We start from the raw sequence: 14,605 nt of genomic DNA, 5'->3' as shown, positions 1-14,605 counted from the left end.
ATATTTAAACATCACTGAATATTTCCCAATAAATAATTATTTCACTTTGCGGCTTTAAAGTGTTGACATAAAAAGCTAATAAGCGTAAAATATATAAAACCATATAATTATATGTTTTAAGTCAACCTGTCCTGTATATTATATGTAAAGATGTAAATAAAATACATTTACTCTTTTTATGATCATTAATGTTATTAATTTTTTGTGGATTAATCTTATTAATATGTTGAAGAATTAACTTTAATAATTAAGTTTATTTAATGATATACTCAATAAAATATATAGTTTAACAACATAAATATAATATATATGATAGAATATACGTATAAAATTAGTAACGTAGTATAAGGCTACACATATTAATTTGAATATAATTGTGAAGGAGAATATTAAAAATGGTTAATTGTAGAAAAGAAGTTGAATCTCTAAGAGCTTATGTGCCAGGAAAACCAATAGAAGATGTTAAAAAAGAATTCAATCTTGAACAAGTTACTAAAATCGCTTCTAATGAAAATCCATACGGTTGTTCTGAAAAAGCAAAAAAAGCAATCATTGAAACATTAAAAACACCATCATTATATCCAGATGGAAACTGTACAAAATTAAGAAATGCTATAGCAAAAAAAATGGATATAGAAACTAATCAACTTGTTTTTGGTGCTGGGTCGGATGAACTATTATCAATAATAGGTCGTACTTTTATTAGTCCCTCAGATGAAGCTATAACATGTTCACCTAGCTTTGCGCAATACAGTGCATCTGTTAAAACTATGGGAGGTAACATAATACAAGTACCCCTAGTTAATCATACTTATGACCTAAATGGAATTGTTGATAAGGTAACAGATCGTACTAAGGTTATTTTCATAGCTAACCCTAATAACCCAACAGGTACAATTATTACAGAAAAAGAACAATTAGAATTTATTAAAAAAATACCAAGTAATATCCTGATAGTACTTGATGAAGCATATTATGAATATGTGTACGATGATAATTATCCAGAGTCATTACCACTATTAAAAGAATACGATAACTTAATTATACTACGAACTTTCTCTAAAATGTATGGTCTTGCATCTTTACGTGTTGGCTATGGTATTGCTCATCCACAAATAATAGATTATATCAATAGAGTACGTGGACCATTCAACGTAACTACTGGAGCTCAAGAAGGCGCACTAGCTGCTCTAGCTGATGATGAATTCGTTAAGAATACTTTTGAATCAAATAAGGCAGTTAAAGAATATACTTATAAAAGACTTGATGAATTAGGAATCGAGTATATTAAAGGTCATGGTAACTTCTTGATGATAGATTTTAAAAAACCTAGCATGGAATTATTTATAGATCTACAGAAAAAAGGCGTTATAGTAAGACCTGGTTTCTTCTTTGGTATGGATACATATCAACGTGTAACATTGGGTACAAAAGAAGAAATGGATATATTTTTCCAAGCCATTGAACAGTTGATTTAAACCTGATATTTATTTTAGTTTATAGCTGATTATGGTATACTATAGATATTGAGGGACTTTTTCTTTAGTACATCTAATTAGATATTAACTATATTGTACGGATAGACTCTGTTTAGTTATGAAGACCCTTAAAATCATATTAAAAGGGGTCTTTGCTATGCCTTTTGGGGCTTGGTTACCTAAATGAGTCTATCCTATTTAATATATCACCAAAAAACATTATTATAAGCCAATCCCTTGACTTTATAATAACGAAAATAATACTATATTGATATGCATATAAACGGAGGTATAATAATGATTATTGTAATGAAACCAAATGTTAATGAACTAGATATAAAAAATGTTATAAACTTAGTTGAAGATCATGGGCTTAAAACTCATTTATCAACTGGAGATCAAGTTACTATCGTTGGTATAGTTGGAGATAAATCAAAATTATCAAAATGTAATATTGAATTAATGAGTGGCGTAGAAAAGATCGTCCCCGTTACTGAATCCTATAAATTGGCAAATAAAAAATTTAATATGATATCATCTGTTATTAAAGTAAGAGATGTTGAAATTGGTAATAATAACTTTGTAATTATGGCTGGACCATGTGCAATAGAAAGTGAACAACAAATCATTGAAACTGCTCATGCCATCAAGAAAGCAGGTGCATCAATTCTTAGAGGTGGTGCTTACAAACCTCGTACATCCCCTTATTCATTCCAAGGATTAGAAGAAGAAGGATTAAAATATATGGCAAAAGCTCGTGAAGAGACAGGTTTACCTATAGTATGTGAGGTCACTAGTTTAAAATCTGTTGAAACAGCTTATAAATATGTTGATATGTTCCAAATAGGTGCAAGAAACATGCAAAATTTCTATTTACTAAAAGAGATTGGGAAAACCAATACTCCTGTTCTTTTAAAAAGAGGTTTATCTGCAACTATAGATGAATGGTTAAATGCTGCTGAATATATAATGAGTGAAGGAAATAAAAATGTTGTTTTATGTGAAAGAGGTATTAGAACTTTTGAAACAGCTACAAGAAATACTCTTGATATTAGTGCTATACCTATCATCAAACAAAAAAGTCACTTACCGATAATAGTAGATCCTTGTCATGCTACAGGAAAAAGAGCATATGTTAATCCTCTTTCAAAAGCCTCTATAGCTGTAGGTGCTGATGGTATAATGGTTGAAGTACACCCTAATCCTGCGGTAGCTTTATCTGATGGTCCTCAATCATTGCCCCCTAAAGAATTTGATTTATTATGCAATGAGTTAAGACCTTTCGCTAAGCTTGTTGGAAAGACTTTATAATGAATATAGATAAGATTGGTTTTATCGGACTTGGTTTAATAGGTGGTTCGTTAGCTAAAGCTATCAAAGTTCAATATAAAACATGCAAAATAATTGCTTGTGACATTGATACTACTTCACTAAAAACAGCTTTGAACGGAAAAACAATTGATAATTATACTACTGTAATCGATAATAATTTTAGTGATTGCCAGATTATTTTTTTATGTGCACCTGTAGAAAATAATATAGAAGCTCTAAATAAACTATTACCAATTATTAATAAAGATTGTATTATAACAGATGTTGGAAGTACAAAAGAAAAAATTATTGATGCTGCAATAAATATGAACTGTGACAATTGTTTTATTGGTGGCCACCCTATGGCTGGATCTGAAAAAAGTGGAATTACCGCTGCAGATAGCCATCTATTTGAAAACGCTTATTATATATTAACACCTCTACCTGCTACTACAGACGATAAAATAACTATGTTACAGACAATAATTACTGCAATTGGTGCTTTACCGATTATAGTAGAACCAACCAATCACGATTTTATTACAGCAACGATTAGCCACGTACCTCATATTATTGCTTCTACACTTGTTAATCTTGTATCTAAACTGGATACACCAGATAAACATATGCATACTCTTGCGGCTGGAGGATTTAAGGATATCACTAGAATAGCATCTTCATCTCCAGAAATGTGGCAGCAAATATGTTTGACCAATAATAAACAAATAATTAACGTTATAGATAGATTTCAACAAGAACTATCATTAATAAAAGGATATATAGATGAGTGCAATAACAAAAATATACACTCATTTTTCTCTGCATCAAGAGATTATAGAAATTCATTCTCAGATAAGAATACTGGTTTTATTATGAAATCATATAAAATTACCGTTGATATTATTGATAAACCTGGTATTATTGCAGAAATAGCATCTTTATTAAGTGATAACAATATAAATATTAAAAACATAGGAATTAACAATAATAGAGAGCACCAAGAAGGTGTATTAGAAATAATATTCTATGACCTTGAAAGTCAAAATAAAAGTATCGAAATACTGGTTGGCATGAATTATAAAGTTTATGTCTAGAATACAATAACTACTGGAGGTAAATATGATAATACATCCTATGAAAAGCATACACGGTGAAATTAGTGTACCTGGAGATAAATCTATTTCCCATAGAGCAATCATGCTAGGTGCTCTATCAAAAGGTATTACAAATATAAAAGGGTTTTTAATGGGTGAAGATTGTTTAAGTACCATTCGTTGCTTTAGAGATATGGGAATCAATATTGATGTTAATGATTCCATTGTCACTGTTTCTGGTAAAGGATTGCATGGTCTTAAAAAACCTAAAAGCGAATTATATGTCGGCAATAGTGGTACTACTCTCAGATTAATGTCTGGAATACTTGCTCCACAAAAATTTGATTGTATCATAACTGGTGATGATTCAATAATTAATAGACCTATGAAAAGAATTATTGAACCATTAACCAAAATGGGTGCTAATATTGTATCTATGGATGATAACAATAAAGCACCATTAAAAATTACTGGTACCAAACTACACAATATAACGTACAAATCCCTGGTAGCTAGTGCACAAGTAAAATCATGCATAATTTTAGCAAGTTTGTACACCGAGAATGATACTAGAATAGTAGAACCTGTTCTTTCTAGAAATCACACTGAAATAATGCTAAATTATTTTGGAGGTAATATTACAACGAATGGCTCTACAATAATTAACACCCCTGTGAAAGAATTATATGCAAAAGATATTGCTATACCTGGTGATATTTCATCAGCTGCATTTTTTATAGTAGCTTGTTTAATTACTAAAAATTCTCAATTGGTTATTAAAAATGTTGGAATAAACCCTACACGAGATGGAATCATTAAGGTCTTAAAAGCAATGAATGGTAATATATCTTTACTTAACCAAAGAGAAATTAACGGGGAATTAGTTGCTGATATCCATGTCAAATCCAGTGTACTAACAGGTACAGTAATCGATAAAGATATCATCCCTACTCTAATAGATGAAATCCCAGTAATTGCTGTAGCTGCTTGTTTTGCTGAGGGTAAAACAATAATAAAAGATGCTGAAGAATTGAAGGTCAAAGAGTCTAATCGTATTGAGACAATGGTAAATGAACTAAGTAAAATGAATGCTAATATAATAGGGACTGATGATGGTATGATAATATCTCATTCTCCAAACCTTATAGGCGCAACAATTAAAAGTTACAATGACCACCGAGTAGCAATGTCTTTAGCCATAGCAGGTCTTGTAGCAAAAGGAACAACAACCATCCCCCAAAGTGAATGTATCGATATATCTTTCCCAGGTTTTTACAAATCATTACAAAATATTAGTGATTTCTAAGTTTTTTCTAAAAAACTATTGGAATTACTCTTAATTTGTATTATTATATAGTTTAAAGCTAATATGTTAAAATCAAACTGGAGGTTATCTTATGATTAAAACAACAATTGTTGGATTTGGAGATAGTATTTCGAATGGGTATGGCGTTAATAAAGCCCATAGTTACATCAATAGGCTTGAAAAGTATATACCTAGCTATTATCCTTCCATATATTGGAACATCGTTAATTCTAGTAAGAATGGTATTACCACTAGAGAAGCGTTACAAACTATTGAAACTTCTGTATTGGTTCATCAACCAAATATGGTTTTTGTACAATTTGGCAATAATGATTGTGCTAATAATAATAAATATAGATCATTAGAAGAATTTGAAGATAATTTGACTAATATAATTAATAAAATCACTCAACATAACAATAGAACAGGTTTAAATAATTGTACGCCTATTCCTATTATGATTACACCACCTCCAGTTAACGAAGAAATTGCCAAACCTTTACGTAACAATTCACGTTTAAATCAATACGTACATATAATTAAGACTCTTTCTAAAGATTATAATTGTCCACTTATTGACTTTTACAACAAAGTACTTTGTCAAGACAATTACGAAAGATATATTTCAGATGATGGTGTACATCTCAATGAAGATGGCTATGATCTATTATTTGACACTGTTTTTGCTGAATTTACGAAATACATTAATTTTCAAGGAGTTTTAAAAGAAAGAACAATCGGTAAAGAAGATAAATAAAAAAGTTACTATTTTCATAGTAACTTATTTTTTAAATTAAATATGTATACCCAGATATGCCGTTTCCTGTATTTTGATCCCTAACTCGCGTTAGGTGGGTGTCCGCACCAAAGCTTTTGTCTTCCCCGCCATAATGAGGGCATGACATCCACTCTGAAATATAGAACTCCCGAAGTACTATTGTAGGTTCAAAATATCAGGATTATCGTACATCCCAGGAAATATCTAACTTTGCTGTGAACTAATTATACTATATATCAAGAAATTTTGCAAGATAATTACAGCAAATATTTATGGGTTTTTTTGTTTGTTTTGTCTATAAATGATAGCTGAAATATTATTTTTTTGTTTCTTATATTTTACAAGTATATTATATCATCCATTGCTATGTCACGATATTATTATATGCATAGCTGCTTATACTAATACAATCAAATTTTACCTATTAATATATTTATTATGTTTATACATTAGTTTTTGTTAATTATACTCTTCAATTTAATTAGTAATTGCTTTTCTAAATTAAATATTGTATTATATTAAATTGTGAGGAAAATATTTCATATTAAATTTTTAAAATTATAAAAGGAGATTTACATATGTCTAATTGTCTTATTGCTCAATCCGGTGGTCCAACGTCTGTAATAAACGCCTCTTTAAGTGGTGTTATAGATTCAGCCATAGAAAGCCCTAATATACATACTGTATATGGCTCTATAAATGGTATACAAGGAGTTTTGAATCATAATTTAATCAATTTAACATCAATATTTGCAACTTCAAAAAACAAATTGGAAATATTGAAAACAACTCCTTCAATGTTCTTGGGTTCATGTAGATATAAACTACCTGATTTTACTGAAGATGAAACGGAATATAAATTGATTTTTGATATATTTGAACGTAAAAAAATTAATTTTTTCTTTTATATTGGCGGTAATGATTCCATGGATACCGTTCTAAAACTATCAAGATACGCTAAACTAAAAAATAAAAATGTGCACATTATTGGAATACCAAAAACTATAGATAATGATTTATTTGGAACTGACCACACTCCTGGGTTTGGATCTGCAGCTAAATTTGTAGCAACTACTATACTGGAAATATCTTATGATACATATATATATGACATTCCTAGTGTTACTATTGTTGAAATAATGGGACGAAATGCTGGTTGGTTAACTGCTTCTGCTGCACTTGCTAGAAATGAATACAATTCTTCTCCAGATTTGATTTATCTACCTGAAGTACCTTTTTCAATCTATGATTTCTTAAGTAACCTAAAACGTATTCAAAAAACAAAAAAAAATATTATTGTTGCAGTATCAGAAGGTATTAAGGATAAAGATGGTAATTATATTTCAGCTTCTGAGAATTCATTAGATGATTCTTTTGGACATGCAAAATTAAGCGGTACAGGAAAAACTCTAGAGCACATAGTAAGTAAGTCTTTGGGATGTAAAGTTAGATCAATAGAACTTAATGTATTACAAAGAAGTGCCATGCATAGTGCATCATTACAAGATATCAATGAAGCTTGTGAGGTTGGAAATAAAGCAGTAGAATATGCTGTAGAAGGTTATACAGGACAAATGGTATCTATTATTAGAACTAATAATATTCCATATACATATAAAATAGATTGTGTAGATATTGAAAAAGTAGCCAACAAGGAGAAATTAATCCCTACAAATTGGATATATGCCGATAATGGTGATATTACAAAAGAACTTATAGAATATATATCTCCATTAACATTTGGGCAACCTAATATTCCATATAAAAATGGTCTTCCTGTATATTTAGATATTAGACATTTGATATCTAAATGATATATCAATCTTTTTAAAACAGAAATGATAAATTGTCTAGATTGTTTTATTAATATAAGAAACCTTCCTATGTATTTTATTAACAATAGGAAGGTTTTCCTTTTACTCAAGATTTCTTTATTAACTTATGAGTTATTAGGTATTACTTAATCATAAATTACTTATTGAAATAATCGTAACATTTCTTAAATCTTTTTGATCCTTCAGATTATAATAAAAAGAATCAACTTCATTACTATCTTCATCTAAAACAATTTTAATTTTAGGTCTACAACATGCTTCCTCATAGTTTTCCACCACAATACCTTTATATCTATTACTAAGCTCAACACAAGTACCAATTGGAAAAGGCGCTACTTTTTTAACAAAGTACTTGGTTAAATTAACATCAAACATAATTCCTCCATTAGCCATGATATATTCTATAGCTTCTGAAGGAAGTAAGGCTTTTCTATATGGTCTAGTTGAAGTTAATGCATCATAGACATCAGCTATACCAATAATCCTTCCAAATAGAGAAATATCGTCTTTTGCTCTATTAGATGGGTATCCTGTTCCATCATATTTTTCATGATGTTGTAATACACCTATATATGAAGACAAAGGTATTTCAAATGTCTCTTTCAAATAATTATATCCGTATTGTGAATGCTTTTGAATATGCTTGTATTCTTCATCAGTTAATCTTCCCTTTTTATTAAGAATATTACTGTCAATAAACATTTTACCTATATCATGTAATATAGCACCTAGTCCCAGATTATATAATTTTTCTTTATTTAGTCCAATAGAAGTACCTAGGACTATTGATAATACTGCTACATTAACGCAATGATAGAATGTATAATCATCAAACATTTTCAAATCAATTAAATTAACTATGGTATCTTTGTTTTCAAGTATCTGATCCACTATATTTGTTACCAGATACTTTGTTTCATTGATATTATTTGTTTTTTTATTAGATTTCTTGTTATCATCAGCCTCTATAAATACATTTTTTATAGTATTAACTGTATTTCTTCGTAATTCATCACTTATTATATCCTTAACTTCAATGTCTGCAGAAATATAGTCTTCAACATAAATTCCTTGATACCCCATATTATATATTTTATCGATATATGACTTCTGAATAACACTGCCCTTGCTTAGTAATAATTGATTATTTTTATCAAATAAACTCTTACCTACAAACATACCTTCCATTAAACCGTTAACAGGTACAAATCTCATTTATTATGTCACCCCTACTTTGAAGTATACACCCTTAGCATATAAATTGTATCAACTTTAGTTTAAACATATATATTTTATATCCATAATATCTATTATTGCATAAACTTAAATAATTTGAATAGTTAAAATGGACTATATAGATTATAACATAATATTGTTTTATTCAATAGTCAATTTAGTAATTTTTTAATTATATATGGTAATAAATATTTTAACGACTAACATTATTATTTAATAATTCAATAACTTACAAATTATTAAATAAGGGTTTATTCATAATATTCTATGGCTCTCTATTACTACTTTATCAGATATATTATACCTATATATCTTAAATTCAAACATCTATATACCCATTTCAATGAGTTCAATATATTATCCTTGATTTTATATATTTTTAGCTTGCATAAATGATTTAAAATAATATATAATGGTAATCTAAGGAAATAAGCTAATCTAAATATAAATATAATAATTAAAAAATGGGGTAATATTGGTGAATAATATTAATAAATATACAAAAATTAAAAATGTTGCTTTGTCAGGCATTTTTGGTAATATCTTTTTATTAGTGATAAAACTTGTTATTGGGTTTTTAACTAAGAGTCAAGCTATGATTGCAGACGGGCTTAATAGTGCAGGTGATGTTTTTGCTTCAACTATTACATTTATAGGGAATAAAATATCTTCAACACCAGGAGATGATGAACATCCATATGGTCATGGAAAAGCTGAATATATATTTTCTATGATAATTAGTTTTTCATTATTTTTTGTTTCCTTTTCCATCTTTAAAATGTCCATTGATTCATTAATTAATAAACAAGAATTTGAATATTCACCATGGCTCATATATATTGCTTTAACTTCAATAATCGTAAAAGTGGTTCTATTCATTTACTCTATCAATATAGGAAGAAAATATAATAGTTTATTAGCTATAGCTAATGCTCAAGATCACAGGAACGATATATTTTTATCGTCTTTAACATTACTCAGTGTCATCCTTGGCTATTATAATATATATTTTGTTGATGGAGTTGTAGGTATTTTGATTTCTTTATGGATAGCTTATACAGGGGTTTCTATTTTTAATCAATCATATACTGTTTTGATGGATACTAATATTGATTCAAAAGTGAATAAAGAAATGGAAAAACAGATAATGACAATAGAAGGGCTTGACCATGTTGATAATATTAACTCAAAACCAATAGGTCTTAATTTTATATTAATTGTAAAAATATCTGTTGATGCTAATATGACAGTATACGAAGGACACTCCATATCAGCACAGATAAAGAAAACACTTATGGAATTTGACCATATAGAAGATGTTGTTGTACACGTTAACCCTGCTCAATACCACAGATAAAACACTATATGACACATCCTTTTTTTATCTTAATATTTACATTAGAATTAATAGGATAATCACATCTATTATCTGTTTGTATAACAAATTCATGAACATTGGTTTTAATATTATATAAATATACACTTCCTTTATTAAATTTATTAGTGATAACGCCATTTATAGCGTTATTTTTTGCTTCTGTGATAAGTATATCTTCTGGTCTAACTAGAATTGTATCTCCTTTTTGTTTTTTCTCACCTCTATTTATAACATTTCTTGGTAAATAACATTTTATAGATTCATATGAAATCAAATTAGATTTACCTACAAACCCAGCAACGAATACATCTTCTGGTCTATCATATATTTCACTTGGTTCACCTATCTGAAGTAATTTACCGTTATTCATGATAGCAATCCTATCTGAGATTCTCATTGCTTCCTCTTGGTCATGGGTTACATGAATCATAGTAAGTTTAGTAAGCTTTTGTATTCTTTTTAGTTCGTCCTGCATTTTTTCTCTTAATTTTGCATCCAAATTGGAAAACGGTTCATCTAACAATAACATATCTGGTTTCATAATCAACCCTCTAGCTACTGCAGCTCTTTGTTGTTCTCCCCCACTTAGTTCATGAGGATAATTTTTTTCTTTTCCACTTAAACCTACCATATCAAGTATTTGTAAAACCTCTTTTTTTATAATTGTTTTCTTTACTTTTCTTATTTGTAATGGATAAGCTACATTCTTAAAAATATTCATATGTGGCCAAAGTGCATAATTTTGAAAAACAAGACCTATATTTCTTTTTTCAGGAGGTACAAATGTTCTTGAATGGGCTGAAAATAAAACTCTATTATTCAGACTTATATTTCCACTATCAGGTTTTTCTAGACCAGCGATAGAATACAATAATGTACTTTTACCACATCCACTGGAACCTAGAATACTTAACAATTCCCCTGTATGAATATCTAGACTTACCCCTTTCAGAGCATTTACCTCCCCATATTTCTTGCTAATATCATTAAGTTCAGCAGTTATCATTTACTTCGTCTCCTAACCTTTTTTATTATTAAATTACCTATTAAACTCATTATTATTATCACTACTGCTAAAGTAGAAGTCATTTCAAGTCCGTAAGAATTAGATTGTAATGTAAACAGCATGACACCCAAAGTTTCTGTTCCACTACTATATAATAATAGAGATATGGGAATTTCTCTTAGTGCAATCAAAAAACATAATATCCAAGCTGAAGTCATTCCAGGTGCTATCAATGGAATGATTATCGTTTTTAATGTACCTAATATACTAGCTCCAGACATTCTCGAAGCTTTTATCAAACTTTTATCTATATTTTCAATTATTCCACTCATATTCTTAACTGCAATAGGTATAAATAATGCAATATATGTAATTATAATAATCCATTTTGTACCGTATAATTTTAATGGTTTATTGATGAAACTTAAGGTAGCTGCAACAGCTAACACGATATTAGGAAAAGCTATTGGCCATGTAACAATGATCATGAACGAACTCGTTAATTTATTTTTATTGATATAGAACAAATATAATACAAGGCAGCCTATTATAACCGCAGCTGTTGCACCTACTATCCCATATACCATACTATTTAAGAATGATTTATTAGTATAAGGATTAGTAAACAAAGTGATATAATTGTTGATAGTTAAATTTTTCAATTGTATTTTCAAGCCCCATCGTTTAAGAAAGGAAGTTATAACAATACTTACCAAAGGTATGCCTGTTACACAAATACAAAATGCTATTGCAAAGAAATTAACTATTTTACTATGCTTTCCTAATTTTATCATCTTAGGATTCCGAAACTTCTTATTGGTACTACTTGCATATTTCCTTTTACTTATAATCTTTGAGTTAATGATATATATACATGCTGATATTATTATTAGTATTACAGATAATACTGTAGCATTTACTAACTCTAGATGAGATAAGTAACTAAATATCTTTGTAGTTACTACATCTTTTCCTATAGGTAAACATAAAGCTGCCGGAACTCCAAAATTAGCCATTGACCGACTAAAGATTAAAATTCCTATAGATAGGATACTAGGAATTATCATAGGAAAGGTTATAGTTTTCATTATCTTTTTTCGATTTGCTCCACATACAAAAGCCGCATCTTCATAATCCATTGAATATGCTTCTAAAGCATTAGAAATAGCCATAAAAGCTAAAGGATATAGATGGATTGAAAGAACTAAAATAACAGATATTATTGAATATGGAAAAAAATTATAATCATAATTGAATAGGATTTTTAGTAACCTACTTAGGTAACCATTTTTCGAAAAAATTTCTATCCAAGATACACTAAGAATATAAGAAGGAATCATAAATCCTATTAAAGCAAATATCTTAATAAATTTCTTGTATTTAAAATCTGTTCTTACAACTAACCAAGCTAAGCTTCCTCCAAATAATATAGAAAAAAAAGTAACACCTATACCTATTATCAAGGTATTAGATAAACTTTTATATATTGATTTATCTCCAAACAAAGAAATAAAAACATTTATATCAAAACTTTTTGTCAATAAATTCAGCAACGGATATATTATGATAATAAAAATTATTATACATAATATTACATACATCACAGTTTCTTTCAAAAACTGTGATGTATAGTTAATACTCTTAGTTGCCCATGATTTCTTTGACTCCCTCTCTAAGTATACTTTCGTTTTCATAAGCGAACCTCCAGTCAATATCCTTGGTTACTATTTCAGCCTCAATTCCTTGTGGTAATGAAACGTCTTCTCTTACACTAACAAATCCCATTCCAACAGTAATATTTTGGACTTTCTTAGATACTAGGAAATCAACAAATTTCTCTGCTATCTCTTGATTTTGTGCTGGTCGTGAGTCATCTTTAATAATTGCTACTGGTCTCTGAATTTTTAATGCTCCTTCTGAAGGCCAGCAAATCTCTATAGGTGTTTTATATTTTTCTTTCTTAGCCTTTTTCTTTAATCTTAATACGGAATCATGTGGAGCTATCCCTGCATCAAATTCTCCTTCTTGAATTTTTGAAGGTACTTGACCATTAGATTTTGCAAAGAATAATTTATTATCTTTTAGAGCTTTTATATAATCCCAATTATTGCCACTCATCTGATATAGACCTGAAGTTATTGCTAGTGCAGTTGAAGAATAATTAGCATTTGCCATTACAACAGCTCCAGAATATGCTTCATTCTTTAGATCTTCAAATGAAGAAGGTACTTCATCACCTTTCAAATTATCTTTGTTATAAGCTATAACAGCATATCTCTCATTAACAATTGTGTAGTAGTTACCTTCTACTTTATATTCTTCTTTTAACTTATCAATCTCTTTCGGACTATATTGCGCTAGATTTCCCTGATCTTGAAGAGCATAATACAATAATGGATCCGAACCCCATACAACATCAGCTTGGATTTGACCAGCTTGTTTTTCAGTCCATACCTTTTGTCTAAGAGGACCACAACCTAATATTACTAGATCCAAGACATCACCATTTACAGTCTCAAATTCAGATTCTATCTTGTTTAACATTTGTTCTGGACCAGATAAATATACTGTTATTTTGCCTTCTTTACCATGATATTCACCTTTATCATTTTCATCTTTTTTGTTATTATCATCCCCTACTTGATTTTCATCTTTTGCCTGACTTTCATCATTTCCTGTATTTTCTACTTTTGGATTTTGTGAGATAACATCATTTTCATTATCTTTCGAACACCCTACAAGCATCAAAGAAATTATCAACATGCATGTCATAATAATATTAATTTTATTTTTCACCTTATTTTCCCTCCTATTTTTTACTGATAATGACTATCAAATTCGTTTAAAGTATATTACAAGTATGTACTTATGTCAAGCTTATATTGGAATTATTTTCTATACATAATAAAATGAGCACCCTTTTACGAGCGCTCATCTAATTGTATAATCTTTATCTAATTTCCCATTCAGATATTTCTTTCCATTTCTTAAGCAATTTAATTTCTTCTCTGTTTAACTTCTCTGGTATTACTATTTTAGCTACGAAATAAAAATCTCCTGTCTTTTTCTTGCCTTTTAGCCCTTTATTCTTTAATCTGAATTTTTTTCCTGATTGTGTTCCCTTAGGTATTTTAATTTCTAATTTTTTATCTAAAGTACTAATCTCTATTTCCGCTCCAAAAG

The 14,605-nt window shown here is 29.0% G+C and carries 12 protein-coding genes and 1 other RNA gene; 7 read left to right on the top strand and 6 right to left on the bottom strand.

Annotated features, from left to right (window positions below; genetic code table 11):
* Nucleotides 1-395: 395 nt before the first annotated feature.
* From hisC to ACX6CF_RS06170, 5 genes are all read left to right on the top strand, one after another.
* On the top strand, nt 396-1,478 hold the full coding sequence (gene hisC, locus ACX6CF_RS06190) for a histidinol-phosphate transaminase (RefSeq protein ID WP_458784440.1): 1,083 nt from the start codon (nt 396-398) through the stop codon (nt 1,476-1,478).
* A 297-nt stretch (nt 1,479-1,775) separates the two neighbouring features.
* Nucleotides 1,776-2,789: a 3-deoxy-7-phosphoheptulonate synthase gene (aroF, locus tag ACX6CF_RS06185; RefSeq protein ID WP_458784439.1), complete on the top strand. Its 1,014-nt coding sequence runs from the start codon at nt 1,776-1,778 to the stop codon at nt 2,787-2,789.
* Nucleotides 2,789-3,883, top strand: a complete 1,095-nt coding sequence (locus tag ACX6CF_RS06180; RefSeq protein ID WP_458784438.1) for a prephenate dehydrogenase/arogenate dehydrogenase family protein — start codon at nt 2,789-2,791, stop codon at nt 3,881-3,883. The genes aroF and ACX6CF_RS06180 overlap by 1 nt, the downstream gene beginning before the upstream one ends.
* A gap of 25 nt (nt 3,884-3,908) precedes the next feature.
* Nucleotides 3,909-5,189: a 3-phosphoshikimate 1-carboxyvinyltransferase gene (gene aroA, locus ACX6CF_RS06175; RefSeq protein WP_458784437.1), complete on the top strand. Its 1,281-nt coding sequence runs from the start codon at nt 3,909-3,911 to the stop codon at nt 5,187-5,189.
* A gap of 91 nt (nt 5,190-5,280) precedes the next feature.
* Nucleotides 5,281-5,946, top strand: a complete 666-nt coding sequence (locus tag ACX6CF_RS06170; protein WP_458784436.1) for an SGNH/GDSL hydrolase family protein — start codon at nt 5,281-5,283, stop codon at nt 5,944-5,946.
* 43 nt (nt 5,947-5,989) lie between these two features.
* On the opposite strand, the gene ssrS is transcribed toward ACX6CF_RS06170, so the two are convergent.
* Nucleotides 5,990-6,170, bottom strand: a non-coding RNA gene (gene ssrS / locus ACX6CF_RS06165) — 6S RNA.
* A 375-nt stretch (nt 6,171-6,545) separates the two neighbouring features.
* Between ssrS and ACX6CF_RS06160 the strand changes: the two genes are divergently transcribed.
* Nucleotides 6,546-7,781 carry a 6-phosphofructokinase gene (locus ACX6CF_RS06160; RefSeq protein ID WP_458784435.1) on the top strand — a complete coding sequence of 412 codons (1,236 nt, stop codon included), beginning with the start codon at nt 6,546-6,548 and terminating at the stop codon, nt 7,779-7,781.
* A 150-nt stretch (nt 7,782-7,931) separates the two neighbouring features.
* On the opposite strand, the gene ACX6CF_RS06155 is transcribed toward ACX6CF_RS06160, so the two are convergent.
* Complete coding sequence (locus ACX6CF_RS06155) at nt 7,932-9,017, bottom strand: HD-GYP domain-containing protein (protein WP_458784434.1); 1,086 nt, start codon at nt 9,015-9,017, stop codon at nt 7,932-7,934.
* A 499-nt stretch (nt 9,018-9,516) separates the two neighbouring features.
* On the opposite strand from ACX6CF_RS06155, the gene ACX6CF_RS06150 reads away from it, so the two are divergent.
* Nucleotides 9,517-10,395 carry a cation diffusion facilitator family transporter gene (locus tag ACX6CF_RS06150; RefSeq protein ID WP_458784433.1) on the top strand — a complete coding sequence of 293 codons (879 nt, stop codon included), beginning with the start codon at nt 9,517-9,519 and terminating at the stop codon, nt 10,393-10,395.
* 4 nt (nt 10,396-10,399) lie between these two features.
* Here the strand turns inward: ACX6CF_RS06150 and ACX6CF_RS06145 are convergent, their stop codons facing one another.
* The 4 genes from ACX6CF_RS06145 to ACX6CF_RS06130 all read right to left on the bottom strand — a co-directional run.
* Complete coding sequence (locus tag ACX6CF_RS06145) at nt 10,400-11,422, bottom strand: ABC transporter ATP-binding protein (RefSeq protein WP_458784432.1); 1,023 nt, start codon at nt 11,420-11,422, stop codon at nt 10,400-10,402.
* Complete coding sequence (locus ACX6CF_RS06140; protein ID WP_458784431.1) at nt 11,419-13,116, bottom strand: ABC transporter permease; 1,698 nt, start codon at nt 13,114-13,116, stop codon at nt 11,419-11,421. The genes ACX6CF_RS06145 and ACX6CF_RS06140 overlap by 4 nt, the downstream gene beginning before the upstream one ends.
* A complete protein-coding gene (locus ACX6CF_RS06135) occupies nt 13,064-14,218 on the bottom strand; it encodes an extracellular solute-binding protein (protein WP_458784430.1) in 1,155 nt (384 codons plus the stop codon). The genes ACX6CF_RS06140 and ACX6CF_RS06135 overlap by 53 nt, the downstream gene beginning before the upstream one ends.
* 154 nt (nt 14,219-14,372) lie before the next feature.
* The coding region (locus tag ACX6CF_RS06130) for a DnaJ C-terminal domain-containing protein (RefSeq protein WP_458784429.1) at nt 14,373-14,605 on the bottom strand (233 nt) is incomplete at its 5' end.

The sequence above is a fragment of the Vallitalea sediminicola genome, assembly GCF_054408565.1.
The sequence above is the reverse complement of the archived record's forward strand: the minus strand, read 5'-3'. Positions and strand labels throughout refer to the sequence as shown.